The 22,962-nt window shown below is 72.6% G+C and carries 19 protein-coding genes and 1 pseudogene; 13 read left to right on the top strand and 7 right to left on the bottom strand.

Annotated elements, in window-relative coordinates:
* From ACFWPQ_RS10340 to ACFWPQ_RS10350, 3 genes and pseudogenes are all read right to left on the bottom strand, one after another.
* Window positions 1-225 (bottom strand): annotated as a pseudogene (locus ACFWPQ_RS10340) (peptide ABC transporter substrate-binding protein); the annotation flags it as partial.
* A gap of 115 nt (window positions 226-340) precedes the next feature.
* Window positions 341-2,128, bottom strand: a complete 1,788-nt coding sequence (locus tag ACFWPQ_RS10345) for a DUF5605 domain-containing protein (RefSeq protein ID WP_384031949.1) — start codon at window positions 2,126-2,128, stop codon at window positions 341-343.
* A gap of 103 nt (window positions 2,129-2,231) precedes the next feature.
* On the bottom strand, window positions 2,232-3,215 hold the full coding sequence (locus ACFWPQ_RS10350) for a sugar phosphate isomerase/epimerase family protein (protein WP_384031951.1): 984 nt from the start codon (window positions 3,213-3,215) through the stop codon (window positions 2,232-2,234).
* A 179-nt stretch (window positions 3,216-3,394) separates the two neighbouring features.
* Here ACFWPQ_RS10350 and ACFWPQ_RS10355 point away from each other — a divergent pair, with 179 nt between their 5' ends.
* The 11 genes from ACFWPQ_RS10355 (at window position 3,395) to ACFWPQ_RS10405 (ending at window position 17,364) form a co-directional block, all read left to right on the top strand.
* Window positions 3,395-4,288, top strand: a complete 894-nt coding sequence (locus ACFWPQ_RS10355; protein ID WP_384031953.1) for a transketolase — start codon at window positions 3,395-3,397, stop codon at window positions 4,286-4,288.
* Window positions 4,285-5,325 carry a transketolase family protein gene (locus ACFWPQ_RS10360; RefSeq protein WP_384031955.1) on the top strand — a complete coding sequence of 347 codons (1,041 nt, stop codon included), beginning with the start codon at window positions 4,285-4,287 and terminating at the stop codon, window positions 5,323-5,325. The genes ACFWPQ_RS10355 and ACFWPQ_RS10360 overlap by 4 nt, the downstream gene beginning before the upstream one ends.
* Complete coding sequence (locus ACFWPQ_RS10365; RefSeq protein WP_384031957.1) at window positions 5,322-6,917, top strand: FGGY family carbohydrate kinase; 1,596 nt, start codon at window positions 5,322-5,324, stop codon at window positions 6,915-6,917. Before ACFWPQ_RS10360 ends, ACFWPQ_RS10365 begins: the two co-directional genes overlap by 4 nt.
* A gap of 10 nt (window positions 6,918-6,927) precedes the next feature.
* Window positions 6,928-7,917, top strand: coding sequence for a sugar-binding transcriptional regulator (locus ACFWPQ_RS10370; RefSeq protein ID WP_361291402.1), 990 nt, complete (start codon window positions 6,928-6,930; stop codon window positions 7,915-7,917).
* 100 nt (window positions 7,918-8,017) lie between these two features.
* Complete coding sequence (locus ACFWPQ_RS10375) at window positions 8,018-8,878, top strand: RNA methyltransferase (RefSeq protein WP_361291399.1); 861 nt, start codon at window positions 8,018-8,020, stop codon at window positions 8,876-8,878.
* 54 nt (window positions 8,879-8,932) lie between these two features.
* Window positions 8,933-10,078 carry an ATP-binding protein gene (locus ACFWPQ_RS10380; RefSeq protein ID WP_384031959.1) on the top strand — a complete coding sequence of 382 codons (1,146 nt, stop codon included), beginning with the start codon at window positions 8,933-8,935 and terminating at the stop codon, window positions 10,076-10,078.
* Window positions 10,079-10,203: 125 nt separating this feature from the next.
* On the top strand, window positions 10,204-11,325 hold the full coding sequence (pheS, locus tag ACFWPQ_RS10385; protein WP_384031961.1) for a phenylalanine--tRNA ligase subunit alpha: 1,122 nt from the start codon (window positions 10,204-10,206) through the stop codon (window positions 11,323-11,325).
* Complete coding sequence (gene pheT, locus ACFWPQ_RS10390) at window positions 11,325-13,838, top strand: phenylalanine--tRNA ligase subunit beta (RefSeq protein ID WP_384031963.1); 2,514 nt, start codon at window positions 11,325-11,327, stop codon at window positions 13,836-13,838. Before pheS ends, pheT begins: the two co-directional genes overlap by 1 nt.
* A 265-nt stretch (window positions 13,839-14,103) precedes the next feature.
* The gene (locus ACFWPQ_RS10395) at window positions 14,104-15,210 is read left to right on the top strand and encodes a PP2C family protein-serine/threonine phosphatase (protein ID WP_384031965.1); all 1,107 of its coding nucleotides are present in this window, start codon (window positions 14,104-14,106) and stop codon (window positions 15,208-15,210) included.
* A gap of 211 nt (window positions 15,211-15,421) precedes the next feature.
* A complete protein-coding gene (locus ACFWPQ_RS10400) occupies window positions 15,422-16,762 on the top strand; it encodes a transcriptional regulator (RefSeq protein ID WP_361291384.1) in 1,341 nt (446 codons plus the stop codon).
* Between the two features lie 65 nt (window positions 16,763-16,827).
* Window positions 16,828-17,364, top strand: coding sequence for an NUDIX hydrolase (locus ACFWPQ_RS10405; RefSeq protein ID WP_384031967.1), 537 nt, complete (start codon window positions 16,828-16,830; stop codon window positions 17,362-17,364).
* On the opposite strand, the gene ACFWPQ_RS10410 is transcribed toward ACFWPQ_RS10405, so the two are convergent.
* Both ACFWPQ_RS10410 and ACFWPQ_RS10415 read right to left on the bottom strand, forming a co-directional pair.
* Window positions 17,361-17,618: a hypothetical protein gene (locus tag ACFWPQ_RS10410; RefSeq protein ID WP_089103368.1), complete on the bottom strand. Its 258-nt coding sequence runs from the start codon at window positions 17,616-17,618 to the stop codon at window positions 17,361-17,363. The genes ACFWPQ_RS10405 and ACFWPQ_RS10410 overlap by 4 nt on opposite strands.
* Window positions 17,619-17,825: 207 nt before the next feature.
* Window positions 17,826-18,686, bottom strand: coding sequence for a 3-hydroxybutyryl-CoA dehydrogenase (locus ACFWPQ_RS10415; protein WP_361291378.1), 861 nt, complete (start codon window positions 18,684-18,686; stop codon window positions 17,826-17,828).
* Window positions 18,687-18,857: 171 nt separating this feature from the next.
* Between ACFWPQ_RS10415 and ACFWPQ_RS10420 the strand changes: the two genes are divergently transcribed.
* Window positions 18,858-20,141: a glycoside hydrolase family 10 protein gene (locus ACFWPQ_RS10420; protein WP_384031970.1), complete on the top strand. Its 1,284-nt coding sequence runs from the start codon at window positions 18,858-18,860 to the stop codon at window positions 20,139-20,141.
* 137 nt (window positions 20,142-20,278) lie between these two features.
* Here the strand turns inward: ACFWPQ_RS10420 and ACFWPQ_RS10425 are convergent, their stop codons facing one another.
* Together ACFWPQ_RS10425 and ACFWPQ_RS10430 are read right to left on the bottom strand one after the other, a co-directional pair.
* Window positions 20,279-20,479 (bottom strand): DUF1918 domain-containing protein, encoded by a 201-nt coding sequence (locus tag ACFWPQ_RS10425; protein WP_361291372.1) that lies wholly within the window; start codon window positions 20,477-20,479, stop codon window positions 20,279-20,281.
* 13 nt (window positions 20,480-20,492) lie between these two features.
* On the bottom strand, window positions 20,493-21,467 hold the full coding sequence (locus tag ACFWPQ_RS10430; RefSeq protein WP_384031972.1) for a DMT family transporter: 975 nt from the start codon (window positions 21,465-21,467) through the stop codon (window positions 20,493-20,495).
* Between ACFWPQ_RS10430 and ACFWPQ_RS10435 the strand changes: the two genes are divergently transcribed.
* The gene (locus tag ACFWPQ_RS10435) at window positions 21,466-22,941 is read left to right on the top strand and encodes a PLP-dependent aminotransferase family protein (protein ID WP_384031974.1); all 1,476 of its coding nucleotides are present in this window, start codon (window positions 21,466-21,468) and stop codon (window positions 22,939-22,941) included. The genes ACFWPQ_RS10430 and ACFWPQ_RS10435 overlap by 2 nt on opposite strands.
* Window positions 22,942-22,962 lie beyond the last annotated feature (21 nt).

The raw sequence follows: 22,962 nt of genomic DNA on the forward strand, positions 1-22,962 counted from the left end.
GCTGGGCGAGAGCCGCAGCAGGGAGTCGTATACAGGCTGGTAGTACTGGGTGTTGTTGCCGAGTCCGGCGTCGGCCAGGTCCCACGGCTGGGCCTGGACGAGGGGCGCCAGGGTGAGGGTGCCCCCCGAGGCGCCGGTTCCGCCGCTGTCGCCGGATCCGGATCCGCAGGCCGTCGCGGCCAGGGTCACGACGGCCGCCACGGCCGTCAGCATGATGCGTCGCATGGGTAACTCCACGTTCGTGGCGGGCGGCGAGGCAGGGCCGCCCGCGGTTCTGATGGCCAGGTGTGGGGGAGATCGAGCCGAAGCTCCCCGGGGGAGCCGGGGGTGCGGTGTCGCGTCAGTCGGCTGTCGTCGCGGGTGTCGGTGTGCCCTCGCACGCCCTGAGCCGGACCGCGATGTAGGGGAGGGCGGGCAGCGGCAGGGTGAAGACGCCCTCGTACGTGCCCGGGAGCCGGGTGACGGTCATGTTCCAGGTGTCGATGACCTCGGCCTCGTAGCGGATGCCGGGGGCCATCGCGAACGTACGGCGGCGGGGCTGGCCGAAGCCGAAGTAGGTGAGGTGGTAGCGGCCTTCGACGCCGCCGGTCGGGACGTCCCAGTCGGAGGGCAGCGGGTCGATGCCGGCCCCCGGTGTCTCCTCCAGGATCCGCCGCAGGAAGGCGATGCGGGCGGGGCTCTCCCCCTTCAGCTCGCCGCCCTTGGACCACCACAGCACGTCGTCGTCCGCCAGGTACGTCTCGCCGTGGGTGACATAGCCGCCGCGTACGGCCCCCTCCCAGCAGCGGCGCACCAGTTCCTGCGGGGTGAGGTTGCCCCAGCCCTGGTCGAGGTCGCCCTCGTAGCCGCACTCGTCGACGACCACCGGCTTGCCCCAACGGGCCCGCCAGGCATCGGTGTTCTCGGCCGTGCGGTAGACGTCGACGCGCTGCACGCTGGAGTGGGTCACCCAGTCCAGGCCGTTGTCCCAGAACTCGAAGCAGTTGTGGACGCCGAGGAGATGGCCGTGCGGATCGTAGCGGCGCACGGTCGCGGCCGACCGGTGCCAGTGGTCGGTGTCCTTGGACCACATGAGGTCGTACTCGTTGGCCAGGGACCACCACACGTTCGGGTGGGCCGCCAGTCGGGACACCACGTACCGCAGATAGCGCTCGTCGGCGGCGGGGCCCATGTCGGAGAAGCCCCAGCGGTCGTACGGGTGGAAGAGGATGACGTCGGCCTGGATGCCGAGCGCGCCGAGCTGGGCGACGCGGTGTTCCAGGTCCCTGAAGTACTCGGGGTCGGGCCGGGTGAAGTCCCAGCCGTCATCGGGTGACCCCTGGAACGGGTAGCGCACCGGCTCGTTGGTGTTGTGCAGGTAGGCCTTGGGGAAGACGCACATCCGCACCTTGTTGAAGGGGCTGCCGGCCAGGCTCCGCAGGGTCCGTTCCGCCAGTTCGTCGCCCTGGTGGGTCCAGGCGTAGGCGGTGGTGCCCACCGGCAGGTGGCGGGTGCCGTCGGCGTGCCGGAAGTGGTGGGTGGCGTGCACCCGTACCGGTCCGTGGTCCCCGGCGGCGGGCGGGCCGCAGGCGACGGAGCCGGTGATCCCGTCGAGCGAGCGGGCGTTGCTGAAGGTGCGGTACGACCAGTCGCCCTCCTCGTCGGGCAGGAAGCGGACGCGCTGGACGCCCTCGCCGTCGTGGAAGCCGTACGCGGTGAGCACGCGGTCGCCGTGGCGGAACTCGGCGCGCAGCTCGACGTCCGTGAACGGGTTGCCGTGCGCCGGCCCGTGGAGCTCCAGTTCGAAGGTGCGCCAGCGGGTCGCCGTCGCCGGTCGCACCAGCTCGGCGCTGCCGACCGGGACGTCCGCGGACTCGTGGTCGGGGGAGGGCACGATCGCCTGCTCCGCCGGCCGGGGCGGCTCCGCGGCGGTCTCGTCGACGGCGGCCAGCTCGGCGAAGAAGGCGTCCCGGGCGGCGGTGTCGGCCCGGGTCTCCTCCAGGAAACCGACGACCCGCTCCAGCGGCGCGTACCTGAGCTGGATCTCCAGCGGCGCGTTGACGATTCCGGTGAGGTGCTTGCGCACCACCGCCTCGGCCCGCTTGTTGCGCAGGACGTCTCCGAGGATGGACGCGGGACCGTAGGGCATCACGGGCTCCCGCAAGGGAGGGTGCAGGGGTGGGACATGGCGGCTCCTGAGGGTGGGCCGGGCGGCCGGCGTCGCGGTGCGGCTGCCGCGGACGCCGGCCGGCTCAGCCGAGCAGTGCGGTGCGGACGATCCGCTGGACGGCCATCGCGTCGTGCGCGGCCTGGGCGGCCCGCAGGGCGTCGAGGGGGAGCGCGGCGGCCTTGGCCTCCAGCGCGCGCAGCGTGGCGACCGACTCGCGGACCGCGTCACCGGGGTGCTCCCGGTAGGGGAAGAGGTCCAGCTTGAGCGGCTTGTCCCAGCCGATCTCCCGCACCACGTGCAGGAATTCGAGCGTCTCCACGAGGTGCAGGGCGCCCGCGGTGAGGTCGTCGTCCCACTCGCGGTAGTTGTCGTCCAGCTCGATGTCGACGAGCCGGCCCATCGAGTGGGCGAGGGTGAGCACCTCGGCCGGGTTCTCCTTGGCGAACAGCGAGTGGCCGAAGTCGACGACCAGCCCGACGTTGTCCACGCCCATCTGCTCGATCGCGAGCAGCGTGGCGGCGGCCGTGGACCAGAACAGCCGGTTGCGGGGCTCCTTGAGCTTGTACTCGATGGCGAAGGTGACGTCGGGGAAGGCGCGGGCGACGTCCCGGATGCCCTCGACGGCGTGCCGGCGCAGGGTCGCGTAGTCCACCTGGAACGGGTAGTCGTACCCGTCCTGTCCGGGCCAGAACTTCACATAGCCCGCGCCCAGCCGGCGGGCCACGTCGACCGACTCGTGCGCCAGGTCCAGGGCGCGGACCCGGGTGGCCGGGTCGGGCGCGGTGAACGAGCCGGTGCGGAAGCCGCGGTCGTAGATGACGGGCGTGACGCAGACCGCGGAAAGACCGTGCGCCGTGAGGGACTTGCCGACATCCTCGACCGTCACGCCGCCGTCGAAGGGGTAGTTGAGATCCAGGCCGACCAGATCGCCCGATTCCGCGGCCAGTTCGATGGTGTCCAGGGTCGGGACGACGGGGCCGTAGCCGTCCGTCGCATAGCGGTCGATGATGCGGCCGAACGTCCACATGCCACCGGTGAAGGTGCGGGGGACCGGGTGCGGGGCCACGACAACTCCTTTTGAATATTTATTCTCGATGTGCTGCCTTCGATGGCCGGGACCGTAGATTCCGGCGAGGGTGCGCGTCAAGAGTGGTGCAACTGTAGATTTTCGGGCCTTGTTTCGAGGGGTTGACGGTGCGGCGCGGCGCGGCGCATGATCCGACTGCTTAGAAATCACATGGCTGAATGGATATTCAGGTGCTCGCTGTTGATCACTCCGCCGCCGCGGACTACCGCGCACTCCGGCAGGCCGTCCGCGCCGCGGACCCCCCGGACGCCGTGCGCCTGCTGCAATCCCTGGCCACCGACGTCCGGCTGACGGTCCTCGACATGATCGACCGGGCCCGGATGGGACACATCGGCGGCGACCTCTCCGTGACCGACATCCTCGTGACCCTCTTCGGCGCCGTCCTCGACGTCGACCCCGAACGGCCGCAGGCCCTGGGCCGGGACCGGTTCGTCCTCAGCAAGGGGCACTGCGCCGCCGCCCTGTACGCCACCCTGGCGCACTGCGGCTACTTCCCGAAGAGCGAGCTGACCGGCTACATGGCCCCGTACTCGCCGCTCAACGGCCACCCCAACCGCCGCAAGGTCCCCGGCGTCGAGACCAACACCGGCCCCCTGGGACACGGCTTCCCGGTCGCCGTCGGCTGCGCGCTCGGCGCCCGGCTGCGCGGCGACGGCGCCCGCACGGTCGTCGTGCTCGGCGACGGCGAACTCCAGGAAGGCAGCAACTGGGAGGCCGCGATGACCGCCGGCCACCAGCGGCTGGCCGCGCTCTGCGCCGTCGTGGACCGCAACCGGCTCCAGCAGGGCGCCCGCACCGAGGACACCGTCGCGCTCGATCCGCTCGCCGAGAAGTTCACCGCCTTCGGCTGGGAGGTCCGGGAGACGGACGGCCACGACCACGGCGCGCTGCGCGCCGCCTTCGCCCCCTCCACCACCGGCCGGCCCGTCGCCGTCGTCGCCCACACCGTCAAGGGCAAGGGCGTGTCGTTCATCGAGGACCGCGCCGAGTGGCACCACAAGGTGCCCACCAAGGAACAGGTGCACGCCGCCGTCGAGGAGCTGACCCGGTGACCGAGACCCACGCCCCGCACGCCCGCGCCGCCGTGCCCGCCGCCGACTCCGCCCCCACCGCAGGCTCCGCCGCCGTGCCCGCCGCCGTCGAGGCGCCCGTGTACGACTGCCGCACGGTCTTCGCCGAGGAACTGGCCGCCCTCGCCCGCCAGGACGAACGCGTGGTCGTCGTCTGCAACGACTCCGTCGGCTCCAGCAACCTCGTCGCCTTCCGCGAGGAGTTCCCCGACCGGCTCGTCAACGTCGGCATCGCCGAACAGAACATGGTCGGCGTGGGCGCCGGCCTCGCCAACGCCGGCTTCGTCCCCTTCGTCTCCGCCGCCGGGCCCTTCCTCACCGGACGCGCCCTGGAACAGATCAAGGCCGACTGCGCCTACAGCGGGTTCCGGGTGATCCTGTGCGGCCAGAGCCCCGGCATGGCCTACGGCGAACTCGGCCCCACCCACCACTCCGTCGAGGACCTGTCCTGGCTGCGTGCCGTGGCCGACCTCACCGTGGTCGTCCCGGCCGACCGCGCCCAGACCCGGGCCGCCCTGCGCTGGGCGTACACCCACGACGGCCCCAGCTACCTGCGCGTCCCCCGCTTCAAGGTCCCCGACGTCACCCCGCCCGACGCCCCCTTCGAGCACGGGCGCGCCCAGGTGCTGCGCGACGGCGCCGACGTCACCCTCGTCGCCATCGGCACCCTGGTCTCCCGCGCCCTGACCGCCGCGGACCGGCTGGCCGCCGAGGGCATCTCCGCACGCGTCCTCAACGTCCCCTTCGTCGACCCGCTCGACCGGGCCGCGATCCTGCGGGCCGCCGAGGAGACCCGGGGCCTGGTCGTGGCGGAGGAGGCCACCCTCAGCGGCGGCCTGGGCGCCGCCGTCGCCTCGCTCACCGGCCAGCACCACCCGGTCCCGCTGAGACTCCTCGGCGTCACCGGGTTCGCCCCGACCGGCAGCCCCGCAGGTCTCCTGGAACACTTCGGGCTCACCGCGGACGGCGTCCACCGCGCCGCCCGCGAGGTCCTCGGCCTGACATCCTCGGCGTCATGAACCAGCCGCTGCTGCTCGCCGTCGACCAGGGCACCTCCGCGACCAAGGCGCTCCTGGTGCGCGCCGACGGCGCGGTCGTCGCCTCGGCGTCCGCCCCGCTCGCCATCGGCCATCCCCGGCCGGGCTGGGCGGAGCAGTCGCCCGACGACATCTGGGACAGCGTCCTGACCGCCGTGGCCACATGCCTGGCCGGACACGATCCGGGCCTCGTCGTCGGTGTCGGGCTGACCAACCAGCGGGAGTCGTGTCTGCTGTGGGAGCGCGCCACCGGACGCCCGCTCGGCCCCGTGATCGGCTGGCAGGACCGGCGCACCGCCGACCGGTGCGCCACCCTGCTCGCCGACGGCCTCGGCGAGCACGTCCGCGCCGTCACCGGGCTCCCCCTGGACCCGATGTTCAGCGCCCTCAAGGCCCAGTGGCTGCTCGACACCCACGACCCGGACCGCACCCGCGCCCGGCGCGGCGAGCTGTGCCTCGGCACGGTCGACTCCTGGCTGCTGTGGCGCCTGGGCGGCGGCGGGGACCACCTCGTCGAACTGGGCAACGCGGCCCGCACCCAGCTGCTCGACGTCCGCCGCCGGGACTGGGACGAACGGCTCCTCGACGTCTTCGACGTCCCCCGGGAGGCACTGCCCCGGATCACCGCGTCGACGGGGCCCTTCCCCGCCGTCCACGGCCTGCCGCCCCTCACCGACGGCACCCCCGTGCTCTCGGTGCTCGGCGACTCCCATGCCGCGCTGTTCGGGCACGGCGTCTTCCTTCCCGGCAGCGTCAAGGTCACCTACGGCACCGGCTCCTCGGTCATGGGCCTGATCTCCGGACCCGACCGGGCCGAGGACTCCCCGCTCTGCCTGACCATCGCCTGGGACGACGGCATCCCCGCGTACGCCCTGGAGGGCAACATCCGCTCCTCCGGCGCCACCCTGCGCTGGCTCGCCGGACTGTTCGGCGTCGGCGAGGCCGAGCTGGCCGGGCTCGCGGCACCCGACGCCGCGGGCGTGCACCTCGTCCCGGCGTTCGGCGGCCTCGCCGCTCCCTGGTGGGACAACGACGCCACAGGCCTGCTCAGCGGACTCACCTTCGGCACCGGCCTGCCCCAGCTGGCCCGCGCCGCCCTGGAGTCCGTCGCCTACCAGATCGAGGACGTGGTGGCGGGCCTCGACACCGCGAGCGGACGCGTCACCGCGCTGCTCGCCGACGGCGGCGCCACCGACAACGCGGCCCTGATGCAGCTCCAGGCGGACATCTCGGGGCGGATCGTGCGCCGCCCCCGGGACCGCGACCTGTCCGCCCTCGGCGCGGCCCGGCTGGCCGGCTGCGCACTGGGGATGTTCACCAGGAACGGACTCGCCGGCCAGGCCCGCGCCGAGGAGGTGTACCGCCCGCGGCTGCCGGAGGCGGAACGGGAACGCGGCATCCGGTCCTGGCACGAGGCGGTCGCCCGGGCCCGCGGTGGTGCCGTCGCCGGTGATCCCGCGGCCCGCGACGGCGGCGCCGCCGGGGATCCGGCAGCCCACGGAGCTGTCGCCGCCGTGGATCCGCGGACCGCGGCACACCATGAGCACTCCGAGCGCCGCCCCCGGGCCCAGTAGGGTGCGACCTGTGTTCCAGCATGCCGACCTCAGCAGCAACGAATCCGCGGACAAGCTCAGGCTGATCGTCCGGGTGGCGCGCATGTACCACGAGCAGGGGCTGCGCCAGGCGGAGATCGCCAAGGCCCTCGGACTCTCCCAGGCGGGCGTGTCCAGGCTGCTGCGCCAGGCGGCCGAACGCGGTGTCGTGCGGACGATCGTGGTGTCGCCGCCCGGCATCCACAGCGAACTGGAGGACGCGCTCGCCGACCGCTACGACCTCACCGACGTGGTCATCGTCGAGAGCGACGACCTGCCGGACCACCCGCGCACCCTGCTGCGCGCGCTCGGCTCGGCGGCGGCCACCTACCTGGAGACGGCCTTCCGGCCGGGGGACGTGATCGGCGTCTCGACCTGGAGCGAGACCCTGCTCGCGGCCGTCGAGGTCATGCAGCCCGCCCGGGTGCGGGGCGTCGAGAAGGTCGTCCAGCTGATGGGCGGCATGGGCGACCCGCAGGGCCAGGTACAGGCCACCCGGCTCACCGCGCGGCTCGCCGAACTCATAGGCGCCGGACCGCTGTTCGTCCGGGCCCCCGGGCTGGTTGGGTCGGCCCAGGCCCGGCTGTCCCTGCTGCACGACGCGACCGTCCTGGACGTGGGCCAGGCCTGGGACCGGCTGACCGCCGTCCTGGTCGGCATCGGCAGCCTGCAGCCCTCCCCGCTGCTGCAGCTGAGCGGCAACGCGGTCGCCGACGAGGAGCTCACCCGGCTGCGCCGGCTCGGCGCGGTGGGAGACATCTGCCAGCGCTTCTTCGACGAGGACGGCGTGCACGTCGACGCGGGCCTCGGGGAGCGGACCATCGGGGTCTCCGTGGACCAGCTCCGCAGCGCCCCGCGCCGGATCGCCGTCGCGGGCGGCGACCGCAAGTACAGCGCGGTGCGCGGCGCGGTGCGGGGCCGCTGGATCACCACGCTGGTCACCGACATCAGCACGGCCCGCCGGCTGCTCGACGAGCCCTGACCCCGCCGCGCCGCCCGCCCCGGGTGCGGGAGACTGGTACGGCGGCGGTGCGGACCTGCCGCCCGCCGTGACCGACCGTCGTTGTGAAGGTGAACCACAGATGCCTCCCGCCACCCCCGAGCTCATCTCCCCCCGCTCTGCCCGTGTCGCCGCCGCCCGGCGGCTGGAGCGGCGGAACTTCCGGGGCAAGGAGCGGCTGTTCCTCGCCGAGGGACCGCAGGCCGTGCGGGAGGCCGCCGGGCACCGGGTCGGTGACGAGCCGACGCTCGTCGAGCTGTTCGCGACCGTCGAGGCCGCGGAGCGGTACGCCGACATCGTGGGGGAGGCGAGGGCGGTCGGCGCCCGGATCCACCTGGCCTCCGAGGACGTCATCGCCGACATCTCCACCACCGTGACGCCCCAGGGGCTCGTCGGGGTGTGCCGGTTCCTGGACACGCCGTTCGAGGAGATCCTCGCCGCCCGCCCCCGGCTCGTCGCCGTCCTCGCCAACGTCCGCGACCCCGGCAACGCCGGCACCGTGCTGCGGTGCGCCGATGCCGCGGGGGCAGAGGCGGTCGTCCTGACCGACGCGTCCGTGGACCTGTACAACCCGAAGGCCGTCAGGGCCTCGGTCGGATCGCACTTCCACCTCCCCGTCGCCGTCGGCGTGCCCGTCGAGCAGGCCGTGGCCGGGCTGAAGGGCGTCGGCGTGCGGATCCTCGCCGCCGACGGGGCGGGTACCGACGACCTCGACGACGAGCTCGACAACGGCACCATGGGCGGGCCCACGGCCTGGGTGTTCGGGAACGAGGCCTGGGGGCTCCCGGAGGAGACCCGCGCGCTGGCGGACGCCGTCGTGCGCGTCCCGATCCACGGGAAGGCCGAGAGCCTGAACCTCGCCACCGCCGCCGCCGTATGTCTCTACGCATCGGCCCGTGCACAGCGCGCCTCCGGAGGGTGCCGTTCCGTCACCCTGAGCTAGTAGGGTGACCAGCTCGGGGGCCTGCTGCGCCGTCTGAGAGGTGGAGTACGGGGTATGAGTGTCGGCACCAGCAACACGCCGGGCAGCCGTGGCACCGGCCGCGTACCCGCACCCCGGCACGGCGACCTCACCGGGCTGTGCATCGACCCCGACGAACTGCCCGACGGCCTGGTGATCGCCGACGAGCACGGCCTCGTCGTCTGCTTCAACGCCGCCGCCGCCCGCATCACCGCCACCGCCCCCGCCGACGCCCTCGGCCGGCGCCTGGAGAAGGCCCTCCCCCTGGAGGACCTGGAGGGGCGGCGCTGGTGGCAGCTCACCGATCCGTACGGAGGCCTCGCCATCCGGGTCGGCCAGCCCGAGCGCAACCTCCTGCTGCCCGGCGGCCGGGAGGTGCTGGTGTCCGCCAGGTACGTGCGGGCCGAGCCGACCGGGCCCGTGCGCCGGGTCGTCGTGTCGCTGCGGGACACCGAGGCCCGGCGCCGTACCGAACGCAGTCACGCCGAGCTGATCGCCACCGTCGCGCACGAGCTGCGCTCGCCGCTGACCTCCGTCAAAGGGTTCACGGCGACCCTGCTCGCCAAGTGGGAACGGTTCACCGACGACCAGAAGCGGCTGATGCTGGAGACGGTCGACGCGGACGCCGACCGGGTCACCCGGCTCATCGCCGAGCTGCTCGACATCTCGAGGATCGACAGCGGGCGGCTCGAGGTGCGTCGGCAGCCGGTGGACATAGGCGCCGCCGTCGGACGGCACATCCAGGCGTACGTCGCCGCCGGGCAGCCCGCCGACCGCTTCCTGCTCCGCGTCGAGCAGCCGCTGCCCGCGCTGTGGGCCGACCCCGACAAGGTCGACCAGGTCCTCAGCAACCTCATCGAAAACGCCGTGCGGCACGGCGAGGGAACTGTCACCATCGACATCACGGCCGCGGCGTCCCCGCGCGAAGGCGAAGGCCATGAGAACGCAGCCACGTCGGTCACGGTGAGCGACGAAGGGCCCGGCATCCCGGAGGAATCCATGAACCGCGTCTTCACCCGCTTCTGGCGGGGCAGCAAGCGCGGTGGCACCGGTCTCGGGCTGTACATCGTCAAGGGCATCGTCGAGGCCCACGGCGGCACCATCACGGTCGGACGCGCCCCCGGCGGCGGCGCCGAGTTCCGATTTACGTTGCCCGTGAGCGTCCCGGCGTATCTCGCCTGACGGCCCACGGGCTCTTCGTATACCTCCACCCCGTTAGACTCGGCCTTTGGCACCTTTGTGTCCTTCTCACGGCCCATCAACGGTCTCGGGGACCATCCGCCACCCAATCGGAAGCACGGGAAGAGATGTCGGCACCGAATAAGTCGTACGACCCTGTCGAGGTCGAGGCGTTGAAACCGGAAGAGATCGAGCGCATGCGGGACGAGGCGCTCGCCGCCTTCGCCGCCGCGGACTCCCTCGACGCGCTCCAGGAGGCCAAGGTCGCCCACACCGGCGGGGCCTCCCCGCTGGCCCTCGCCAACCGCGAGATCGGCGCGCTGCCCCCGCACGCCAAGGCCGCCGCCGGCAAGCTGGTCGGCCAGGCCCGCGGCGCGGTGAACAAGGCTCTCGCGGGCCGTCAGGAGGAGCTGGAGGCCGAGCGCGACGCCCGGGTGCTGGTCGAGGAGGCGGTGGACCTCACGCTGCCGTACGACCGCGTCCCGGCCGGCGCCCGCCACCCGCTGACCACCCTGTCCGACCGCATCGAGGACATCTTCGTGGCCATGGGCTACGAGGTCGCCGAGGGTCCGCAGGTCGAGGCCGAGTGGTTCAACTTCGACGCCCTCAACATCGGCCCGGACCACCCGGCCCGCGGCGAGGCGGACACCTTCTTCGTGCAGGGCCCCCAGGGCGGCACCGAGTCCGGTGTCGTGCTGCGCACCCACACCTCGCCGGTCCAGATCCGCTCGCTGCTCGACCGTGAGCTGCCGGTCTACGTGATCTGCCCGGGCCGCGTCTACCGCACCGACGAGCTGGACGCCACCCACACCCCGGTCTTCCACCAGGTCGAGCTGCTCGCCGTCGACGAGGGCCTGACCATGTCCGACCTCAAGGGCACCCTGGACCACATGGTCCAGTCGCTGTTCGGCGAGGGCATGAAGACCCGGCTGCGGCCGAACTTCTTCCCCTTCACCGAGCCGTCCGCCGAGATGGACATGCTCTGCTACGTGTGCAAGGGCGAGTCCGTGGGCAACCCCGACCGCCCCTGCCGTACCTGCTCCTCCGAGGGCTGGATCGAGCTGGGCGGCTGCGGCATGGTCAACCCGCGGGTGCTCACCGCCTGCGGCGTCGACCCGGAGAAGTACAGCGGCTTCGCCTTCGGGTTCGGCATCGAGCGGATGCTGATGTTCCGCCACAACGTCGAGGACATGCGAGACATGGTCGAGGGTGACGTCCGGTTCACCCGGCCGTTCGGGATGGAGATCTGATGCGGGTCCCGCTTTCCTGGCTGCGGGAGTACGTCGACCTGCCGGCCACCGAGACCGGCCGCGACGTGCAGGCCAAGCTGATTTCGGCCGGTCTGGAGGTCGAGACCGTCGAGCAGCTCGGCGACGGCCTCAAGGGCCCCCTGGTCGTCGGCCGGGTGCTCACCATCGAGGAGCTGGACGGCTTCAAGAAGCCGATCCGCTTCTGCACCGTCGACGTCGGTACGGCGAACGGCACCGGTGAGCCCCAGGAGATCGTCTGCGGCGCCCGCAACTTCGCCGTCGGCGACAAGGTCGTCGTCGTGCTCCCGGGCGCCGTGCTGCCCGGCGGGTTCGCCATCGCCGCGCGCAAGACGTACGGCAAGACCTCCCACGGCATGATCTGCTCCAGCGACGAGCTGGGCATGGGCGAGGACGGCACCAAGGGCATCATCGTGCTGCCGCCGGAGACCGAGGTCGGCAAGGACGCCATCGAGCTCCTGGAGCTGGTCGACGAGGTCCTGGACATCGCCGTCACCGCCAACCGCGGCGACTGCCTGTCCATCCGCGGCGTGGCCCGCGAGACCGCCATCGGCTACGGCCTGCCGCTGCGCGACCCGGCCCTCCTCGACGTGCCGGGACCGAACGCCTTCGGCTACCCGGTCCAGGTCTCCGACCCGCTCGGCTGCGACCGCTTCACCGCGCGCACCGTCACCGGCCTGAGCCCCGAGGCCCGCTCCCCGATCTGGCTCCAGCGCCGCCTGCAGAAGGTCGGCATGCGCCCGATCTCCCTTGCGGTCGACGTCACGAACTACGTGATGATGGAGCTCGGCCAGCCGCTGCACGCCTACGACCGCAACCTGGTCCAGGGCACCATCGGGGTCCGCCGCGCGGCCGAGGGCGAGAAGATCGTCACCCTCGACGGCACCGAGCGGAAGCTGCACGCCGAGGACCTGGTCATCACCGACGACCGCGGCCCGATCGGCCTCGCGGGCGTCATGGGCGGCGCCGACACCGAGATCGCCGACCACGCGGACGTGGAGAACGCCACGACCGACGTGGTCATCGAAGCGGCCCACTTCGACGCCGTCGCGATCGCGCGCACCGCCCGCCGCCACAAGCTGTCCTCCGAGGCCTCCCGCCGCTTCGAGCGCGGGGTCGACCCGCAGGCCGCGGCCGCCGCCGCGCAGCGCACGGTCGACCTGCTGGTGCTGCTCGCCGGCGGCACCGCCGAGGCCGGGGTCACCGAGGTCATCGCACCGTCCGCGCCGCACACCATCACCGTTCCGGCGAACCACCCCGACAAGGTCGCGGGCGTCGAGTACGGCCGGGAGATCGTCGTACGCCGCCTCCAGGAGGTCGGCTGCGATGTCTACGGGCAGGACGAGCTGCTCGTCACCGTCCCGTCCTGGCGGCCCGACCTCCTCGAGCAGAACGACCTGGCCGAAGAGGTCATCCGCCTGGAGGGCTACGAGAACCTGCCCTCCACGCTGCCCAAGCCGCCGTCCGGCCGGGGCCTGACCCACCGGCAGCGGCTGCACCGCCGGGTGGGCCGCGCGCTGGCCGGGGCCGGCTACGTCGAGGCGCCTAACTACCCGTTCATCGGCGAGGGCGTCTTCGACCAGCTCGGCCTGGCCGCCGACGACCCGGCCCGCCGCGTCGTCAGGCTCACCAACCCGCTCAACGACGAGGAGCCCGCGCTCCGCACCTCGCTGCTGCCGGGCCTGCTCGGTGCGCTGCGGCGCAACGACGGGCGGGGCGCGCACGACCTGGCGCTGTTCGAGACCGGCCTGGTCTTCCTGCCGCGCGAGGAGCAGGGCGTCGCCGGCCACCTGCCGGTCGACCGCCGCCCGACCGGCGCGGAGCTCGCCGCGCTGAACGCCGTGCTGCCCGAGCAGCCGCGCCATGTCGCCGTCGTCCTCGCGGGCGCCCGCGAGCAGGCCGGCTGGTGGGGCAAGGGCCGTCCGGCCGACTGGGCCGACGCGGTCGAGGCGGGGCGCGCGGTCGCACGTGAGGCCGGGGCCGAGCTGATCGTCCGCAAGGGCCAGTACGGGCCGTGGCACCCCGGCCGGTGCGCCGAGCTGGTCGTCGTCGCCGACGGCGCCGAGCAGGTCGTGGGCCACGCCGGTGAGCTGCACCCGCGGGTGCTCAAGGCCCTGGGGCTGCCCGCTCGCACCTGCGCGATGGAGCTGAACCTGGACGCCCTGGAGCAGGTCGGCGACGGCACCCCGCAGGCGCCGAGCATCTCGACGTTCCCGGTGGCCACGCAGGATGTCGCCCTCGTGGTGGACAAGCCGGTGCCGACGGCGGAGGTCGAGGCGGCGCTGCGTGAGGGTGCCGGTGAACTCCTCGAGGCCATCCGGCTGTTCGACGTGTATGTCAACGACGAGCAGCTCGGCGACGGGAAGAAGTCGCTGGCGTATGCGCTGAGGTTCCGGGCCGGTGACCGGACGCTGACGGTCGATGAGGCGTCGGCGGCCCGTGACGCTGCGGTTGCCCTGGCGGGGGAGCGTACGGGAGCGGTGCTGCGCGGCTAGTCGCCGTTGGGGGAACTGTTGTCGGCCGGCTGCGGGTTCGTGGTGGCTGATCGCGCAGTTCCCCGCACCCCTGAAGGGGCGCAGCCGCGAGGGTACTTACATGTACTGCCACCTGCATAAATGCGGGTGTCTCGTGGGTGGTCACTCATTTGGGTGAGATCCATCCGAGACATGGCCCTTTCGGGGCATGGCGTCGACAGAATCGGACCGGCCTTTCGGGGTCGGTCCGTCTGTTCTGTCAGGCGCCTACATGGGGGCCATTGGCATGATCCGCATCAAAGCCGGGGTTCCCCGCAGCAGGCGGCCCCGGACGAATTCACGGCCCGGGCGCCGTGCTCTCGCCCTGGGGCTGCCCACGGTGTGGGGCGCCGTCGCGGTCGGCTACAAGTTCGGATGCCCGCTGGCCGAGCAGACCGGGCTCGGCGCGCGGATCGTCACCAGCGCCGTGTTCTTCGCGGTCGGCACCGGGCTGATACTGCATGTCCGCCGAGCCCTGCTCCGGGAGCTGCGGCAGGCCCGCATGGTCGCCGGCGCCGCCCAGAGCGTGCTGCTGCGGCCGCTGCCGCCCCGGCTCGCCGGGCTGAACGTCGCCGCCGCCCAGCTCTCCGCCGACCGGGGCGCGAGCATCGGCGGCGACCTCTACGAGGCTGTCGCCACCGAACACGGCGTACGGGTCGTGATGGGCGACGTACGCGGGCACGGACTGTCCGCCATCGGCACCGTCGCCGCCGTCCTCGGCAGCTTCCGCGAGGCCGCCCACGACGAACCCGAACTGGGCAGGGTGCTCGGCCGCCTGGACCGCGCCCTCGCCCGGCACCTACGAGAACGAGCCAGGGCTGAGCACCCGTCGAGCGGCCAGGACCCGGACGGCCCGGTGGCCGAGGAGTTCGTCACGCTGCTGCTCCTGGAGATCGCGGCGGACGGCGGGCTCAGCGCCCTCAACTGCGGTCATCCATGGCCGTATCTGATCAGCGGTGCGCGCGTGGAGCCCCTGTCGACGGCCGATCCGCTACCGCCTCTCGGCCCCTTCCCGCTGCCGACGGACCTGGCCGCAACCGACTGCGGCCAGTTGCTCGACGGCGAGTCGCTCGTCCTCTTCACGGACGGTGCGGAGGACGCGAGAAGCCCGAAGGGCCACTTCTTCTCCCTGCCGGAAGCGCTCAGGGAAGCGGTCCGAGACCGCCCGGTCTCTCCTCAGACCATCCTCCGAGCGGTCTTCACCGCCCTGCTCCACCACACCAACGGCCGCCCCACCGACGACATCGCACTCCTGGTGCTTCACAACGAACGCCAGCCGCAACGCCCCTTCCTGGGGGCGCGGGGAACTGCGCGACCAGCCACAACGCACCCGCAGCCGACAACGCACGGCTAGCCCCCGAACGTCGGCCAAGCCAACGGCCAGGCCACCGCACTGTACGAGGGGGAGCCGGCGGCCCGGCCGGCCTCTTGCGAGGCAATTAAGTCAACCGGACCGACACTCTCCGCGACAGTGCGCGCACGCTACGGATGCGCGCACTTCGTTCACACCCCGTGTGAACGCAACCGCACTACGCTGACGGCACCAGGCCACTCGGGGGGCATCCATGCAGCCCAACTCTCTGCTCGACGCGATCCTGGACGAGGCGGGGATCTCGCACGCCGGTCTCGCCGCCCACGTCAACCAGGCGGGCCGGGCCCGTGGACTCTCGCTGCGCTACGAACACACCGCCGTCGCACGGTGGTTGAAGGGCCAGCGGCCGCGCGGCCAGGTGCCCGACCTGATCTGCGAGGTGCTCGCCGCCCGCCTGCACCGCCAGGTCACCCTCGACGACATCGGCCTCGGCGTCCCCGGCGAGCCCAGCGTCCCGCACGCCACCTCGCTCTCCGGCTTCGTGGAGCGGGCCACCGCCCTGTGGCGCTCCGACGAACAGCAGCGCCCGCACATACTCGGCGCCCCCGCCGTCACCGGCACGCCCGCGGTGATGCCGGTGTGGGAGTGGGAGAACCCGCCTGAGGACGTGGACGTCTCGCGCGGCGGGCGGCACCGGGTCACCCCGGCCGACCTGGAGATGCTGCGTGCCGCCCGGGCCCACTACGAGCAGATGTACCGCAAGGCCGGCGGAATGGCCACCCGCACCCGGGTCGTCGGCTTCCTCAACTCCGAGGCGGCCCCGCTGCTGCGCGGCAGCTACACGGATGCCACGGGCCGTCAACTGCACCGGGCGACCGGCGGGTTGGTGGCGATCGCCGGCATCTGCGCGTACGACTCGGACGCGCACGGGCTCGCCCAGCGCTACTTCCACCAGGCGCTGCGGCTGGCCAAGGCCAGCGGGGACCGGGGACTCGGCGCCTACGTCATCGCACTGCTCGTCAACCAGTCGCTGTTCATGCGGGAGTTCCGGCAGGCCGTCGCCTTCGCGGAGGCCGCCCTGCGCACCGCCGGCAAGCACATCACCCCCGCCCTCGCCTCCGACCTCTACGCGATGCAGGCCAAGGCGTACGCCCACCTCGGCGACGGCACGAGCGCGCTGTCCTGCATCCGGCGGGCCGAGACGGCCGCCGAACGCATCCGCCGGGGCGTCGAACCCGACGAGACCGGCTATGTCCAGCCCGGCCTGGTCAATGTGCAGGTGGCCGAGGCGCTGCTCAGCCTGGGCGAACTCGCCGCCGCCCGTGAGCATGCCGCGGCCGCCGTCGACAACCCCGCCCACGACCGGGGGCGGGTGCACCGCCTCGCCATGCTGAGCACCATCGAACTGCGCCAGGGAAACGCCGACAACGCGGTGGCCACGGCCGTGCAGATGGCCGAGCAGGCCCGCGGAATGGAGTCCCAGCGCCTGCGCGACAGACTCCGCGCGGTACGCGAGCACCTCGTGCGCAGCGGCGGTTCCGGAACCGCCGAGGCCGCCGAACTGATCGACGGCGCACTGCGCGTACCGCTCTAGGCGCGGTAGGCCTTCGAAGCCGCTGCTGCGATATTGCCACTTACTCGGCGGAAGGTGGCAGAACCGTGCAGTGGACGAAACAGAACGAACAAACTGTGTATGAAAACCGCTGGTTCAGCGTCAATCTCGCAGATGTCGAGCTGCCGGATGGCCGGCACCTCGACCACTTCCTGATACGGCTGCGGCCCGTGGCCGTGGCGACGGTGGTCAACGAGGCGGGCGAGGTCCTCCTCCTGTGGCGCCACCGTTTCATCACCGACAGCTGGGGCTGGGAACTCGCGGCGGGAGTCGTCGAGGACGGCGAGGACATCGCCGTCGCGGCCGCCAGGGAACTGGAGGAGGAGACCGGCTGGCGGCCGGGGACCCTGCACCATCTCATGACGGTGGAGCCGTCCAACGGCCTCACCGACGCCCGGCACCACATCTACTGGTCCGACGAGGGCGAGTACGTCGGACACCCCGTGGACGACTTCGAATCGGACCGCAGGGAGTGGGTCCCTCTCAAGCTCGTCCCGGACATGATCGCCCGCGGGGAGGTCCCGGCCGCCAACATGGCGGCCGCATTACTCCTGTTGCATCACATGAGGCTCACTGAGGACTAGTGGGCCAGCGCCTGCCAGACCGTGACGACGAGGGCGCCCAGTGCGGTGAGCGCGGCGAGGGAGGGCAGGGGCCAGCGGGCGTGTTCCAGCGAGGCCAGGCGGGTGTTGAGCTCGTCCAGCTCCTTGGCGGTCTCCTTGGTCCGGTGGCTGAGCAGGTTCAGCCCTCCCTCGACCTGGGCGTAGGCCACATCGAGGCGACGGCGTAACTCTGCGAGTTCTCCTTGGACCACGGGATGCTCCGGTTCGGCGGTCACGGTCCACTCCTTTGCGTGATCGAGGGTGTTGTTCCGCATCCCTTTACATGCGCATGAAGAGTGAACTCGCCTGGTGAGCGCGTGGGGAGAGTGTGCGAAGGGCATATGCGTGCCCGGAGTGCACACGGTGTGTGAAACACACGGGCCCGGCACCGAAGCAGGTGCCGGGCCCGTCGAGCATCGCTCCCTGTAGTCAGCGGGGCGTGATCAGTCGTACGTGTAGAAGCCCGAGCCGGTCTTCCGGCCCAGCCGGCCCGCCTCGACCATGCGCTGGAGCAGCGGGGGAGCGGCGTACAGCGGCTCCTTGTACTCGGCGTACATGCTGTTCGCGATGGAGACGATGGTGTCCAGGCCGATCAGGTCGGACAGCTTCAGCGGGCCCATCGGGTGGGCGCAGCCCAGCTCCATGCCGTTGTCGATGTCCTCGCGGCCGGCGATGCCGGACTCGAACATCCGGATGGCGGAGAGCAGGTACGGCACCAGCAGCGCGTTGACCACGAAGCCGGAGCGGTCCTGGGCGCGGATCGCGTGCTTGCCGAGCAGCTTCTCGGCGAAGACCTGGGCGCGGCCGAGGGTGCCCTCGGAGGTGGTGAGCGCGGGGATCAGCTCGACCAGCTTCTGCACCGGGGCCGGGTTGAAGAAGTGGATGCCGACGACGTGGTCCGGGCGGGAGGTGGCCACGGCCAGCTTCACCAGCGGGATCGACGAGGTGTTGGAGGCCAGGATCGCGTCCGGGCGGGTCACCACCTGGTCGAGCACCTGGAAGATCTCCGTCTTCACCTGCTCGTTCTCGACGACCGCCTCGATCACCAGGTCGCGGTCGGCGAACTCGCCGAGGTCCGTGGTGAAGCTCAGCCGCGCCAGCGTGGCGTCCCGCTCCTCCTCGGAGATCTTGCCGCGCTCGGCGGCCTTCGCCAGGGAGTTGATCAGCCGGGTGCGGCCGATCTCCAGGGCCTCGCCGGTGGTCTCGGCGACCCGCACGTCCAGGCCGGCGCGGGCGACGACCTCGGCGATGCCCGCTCCCATCTGGCCGCAGCCCACGACTCCGACCTTCTCGATGTCGGTCACATCGTCCCCTTCGCTGATCTACGGGCGGCCGGCAGGACCTCCGGATCCGGTGCCTGCTCCGTTCGTGCACGTTACCCGTAAGTATCGATGATCGATCGTCCGGGTGGGGGCATCCATTGCCGCGGAGGCGATCCGTGACCGGGCGGATCCGGAGAGTGAGAGGGTCTCACGATGGCACCAGTGTCTCGCAGGGCGTTCGCGCTGGCGGCCCTGTCCCTGGCGGCTTCGGTGACACCCGGCGCGTCGGCGGCACCGGGCGGCTCTGCGGCACCGGGCGCGTCGGCGACCCCGGGCCGGGCCGGGCCGCCGGGACGGCCCCGCCGGGCGGCCACCGAGATGCGCGGCATGTGGCTGGCGACCGTCTCCAACCGGGACTGGCCCTCCCGCACCGGGCTGTCCGCCGCGGACCAGCACAAGGAGCTGACCGCCTTCCTCGACAAGGCGGTCCACCACCGGCTCAACACCGTGATGCTCCAGGTGCGGCCCACCGCCGACGCCTTCTGGCCCTCGCCGCACGAGCCCTGGTCGGAGTACCTCACCGGCACCCAGGGCAAGGACCCCGGCTGGGACCCGCTGGGCACCGCCGTCGAGGAGGCGCACGCCCGGGGTCTGCGACTGCACGCGTGGTTCAACCCCTACCGGATCGCCAACCACACCGACCCGGGCAGGCTGGTCGCCTCGCACCCGGCCCGCAAGAACCCGGACTGGGCGGTGCCGTACGGCGGCAAGCTCTACTACAACCCGGGCATCCCGGCCGTCCGCACCTTCGTGGAGCAGGCGATCCTCGACGCGGTCGCCAAGTACCCGGTGGACGCGGTCCACTTCGACGACTACTTCTACCCGTACCCGGTGGCCGGCCAGACCTTCGACGACGACGCCGCGTACGACGCCCACGGCGGCGACTTCTCGTCGCGGGCGGCCTGGCGGCGGGACAACATCGACAAGCTGGTGACCGAGATCGCCGACGGGGTGAGGAAGCTCCGGCCCGGCACCCGTTTCGGGATCAGCCCGTTCGCGGTGTGGCGCAACGCCACCACCGACTCCCGGGGTTCGGACACCAAGGCGGGCGTGGAGACGTACGACGACCTGTACGCGGACACCCGCACGTGGGTGCAGAAGAACTGGATCGACTACATCGTCCCGCAGGTGTACTGGCAGATCGGCAACTCCGCCGCGGACTACGCCAAGGTGGTCGACTGGTGGGCGGGGGTGGCCAAGGGGTCGGGCACCGCGCTGTACATCGGGGAGGCGCTCTACCAGGCGGGGGCCGCGGGCGCCCCCTCGGCCTGGCAGGACCCGGCCGAGCTGTCCCGGCACCTCACGCTGGCCGACCAGTACCCGCAGGTCGGCGGACATGTCTACTTCGCGGCGAAGGAGGTGGCCACCGATCCGATCGGGGCGCTGTCCCGGGTGGTCGCCGACCACTACCAGCAGCCGGCGACGCCGCCTGGCTGACCGGCGAGCGTTCGCCACTGCGCCCCGTGAGGGGCGCAGGGCTGTATCTGACATGCGGCTACCGCCGCGTGGGCGCGACCAGCCACAACGGCGCCGCAGTCGACCGACGGCACATCGCGGCCCTTCCAGCGGAGCGCTCAGTGCTGTTCGTGGATCTCCCGGTGCCTGACCTGGCAGTCCGGACCGGGGGACATGATGGCCTCGTGGCCGTCCTCGAAACGGACCCGGTAGGGCGGGGTGCCCTCGGGGCCGAGTACCTGGACGATTTCCGAGACTTGGTCGTGCTGTCCGACCACCCTGCCGTGCTGGACAAGCTGGTCGCCCTCGGATGCACGCATCTCCAGGGCCTCCTCACGATCGCGATCGTTGGGTGACGGCGATGCACACGAGCACGGCGGCGGCCGTGAGTGGAGCGGCCGCGGTGAGGTGCTCGCCCAGCAGCAGCACCGACCACACCAGTGTGAGCAGCGGCTGGGCCAACTGCAACTGGCTGGCCTTCGGAATGCCGACGGCCGCCATGCCGCGGTACCAGACCACCAGACCGAGGAACTGCGAGCCCGCCGCCACCCACAGCACCCCGGCCACACCGTGCGCGTTCCAGACCACCGGCTCGTACGACAGCGCGACCACCGCGGCCGGCACGGTCAGCGGCAGGCAGAGCACCAGCGCCCAGCCGATGACCTGCCAGCCCGGCATGATCCGGGCCAGCCGGCCGCCCTCGGTGTAACCGGCCGCGCACACCACCAGCGCCGCGAAGAGATACCCGTCGGCGGTCGTGAACGCCCCGCCGCTCTGGGCGACCGTGAACGCCAGCACGGCCGCCGCGCCCGCCAGGGCCGCCGCCCAGAAGGTGCGGGAGGGGCGGATGCCCATGCGCAGGGCCGAGAAGAGGGCGGTGGTCAGCGGGAGCAGGCCCACCACCACGGCCGCGTGCGAGGTGGTGGAGGTCTCCAGGGCCAGCGTGGTGAGCATCGGGAAGCCGAGGACGACCCCGGCCGCGACGACCGCAAGCCCCGCCCAGTGCCGGCGCTCGGGCAGCCGTACCCGCAGGAACAGCAGGCAGCCGCCCGCCATGGCCGCCGCGAGCACGCTGCGCACCGCCACCAGCGCCCACGGCCCGAAGCCCTCCAGGCCCCAGGCCGTGGCCGGGAAGGTGAGGGAGAAGGCGACGACACCGAGCGCGGCCTGCAGGGTGCCGCGCCGGTGGGAGGAGCGGATGGCTGCGGGGGCGGCCGCTGGAGCGGCCGCGGGTGGGGCCGGGGCGGCCGCCGGGGGTGTGCTGACCGCTATCGAAGTCAGGCCGATAGCGCTACTCTGTGCTCTCATGCAAGAGCGTAGCAGTGTGCTGGAGCTGGCGGAACGGCTGCGGCAGGACCTCGACCGCTACTCGCCAGGTGGAAAGCTCCCGTCGAGCCGGGCCCTGGTCGAGCGGTTCCGGGTGAGCCCGGTGACCGTCTCCCGGGCCCTGGCCCAGCTGGTCGCGGAGGGCCTGGTCGTCACCCGGCCCGGTGCCGGCGCCTTCAAGGCCCCGCCCCGCACCGCGGCCGAGCCCACCGGAGACACCTCCTGGCAGGAGGTGGCGCTCAGCGCCGACGGCGCCCTCGACGTGGTCCCGCGCACCGTCGACGCCTCCGGGGTCACGGTGTGCCTGGCCGCCCCGCCGCCCGGCGTGCTGGAACTCAGCGGCGGCTACCTGCACGCCTCCCTGGAACCCGAGCGCGCCATGGCGGCGGCACTGGCACGCGCCGGCCGCCGCCCAGGAGCCTGGGGCCGCCCGCCGCTCGACGGGCTCCCCGAACTGCGCGAGTGGTTCGCCCGGGACATCGGCGGCGCCGTCACCGCCGCCGAGGTACTGATCGCGTCCGGCGGCCAGTCCGCCCTGGCCACCGCCCTGCGCGCACTCGCCCCGCCCGGCGCCCCGGTCCTGGTCGAGTCGCCCACCTACCCCGGCATGCTCGCCATCGCCCGCGCCGCGGGCCTGCGTCCGGTCCCGGTCCCGGTCGACCCCGACGGCGTGAAGCCCGCCCTCCTCGCCGACGCCTTCAAGGCCACCGGCGCCCGGGTCTTCGTCTGCCAGCCCCTCTTCCAGAACCCGACCGGCGCCGTCCTCGCCGCCGACCGCCGCGCCGAGGTGCTGCGCATCGCCCGCGAGGCCGGCGCGTTCGTGATCGAGGACGACTTCGTACGGCGGCTCGTGCACGCGGACGCGGGCCCGCTGCCCCGCCCCCTTGCAGCCGACGACCCCGACGGGGTCGTCGTCCACGTCGGATCGCTCACCAAGGCCACCTCGCCGAGCTTCCGGGTGGCCGCCCTGGCCGCCCGCGGTCCCGTCCTGGAACGCCTGCGCGCCATCCAGATCGTCGACACCTTCTTCGTCCCCCGCCCGCTCCAGGAGGCCGCCCTGGAACTCGTCGGCTCCCCGGCCTGGCCCCGTCACCTGCGCAACCTCGCGGCCGAGCTGAAGACCCGCCGGGACACCCTCACCGGCGCCCTCGCCCACCACGTCCCCGAACTCGCCCTGCCGCACATCCCCTCCGGCGGCTATCACCTCTGGCTGCGCCTCCCCGAGGGCTTCGGGGGCACCTCCCAGGCCTTCGGCTCCGGGGGAGACGCGACCCTGACCGCCGCCGCCCTCCGCGCGGGCGTCGCCATCACCCCCGGCCGGCCCTACTTCAGCGCCGAGCCCCCGGCCGCCCACATCCGCCTGAGCTTCGCCGCGGTCGCCGGGACGGGGGAGATCCTGGAGGGGGTACGACGGCTGCGGGCCGCCTGCGACGAGGTGCTGCGTCCCAGACCCTGAAATCCGATCGACGCCGGGGCC

Source organism: Streptomyces sp. NPDC058464 (assembly GCF_042721035.1).
Lineage (GTDB): Bacteria > Actinomycetota > Actinomycetes > Streptomycetales > Streptomycetaceae > Streptomyces.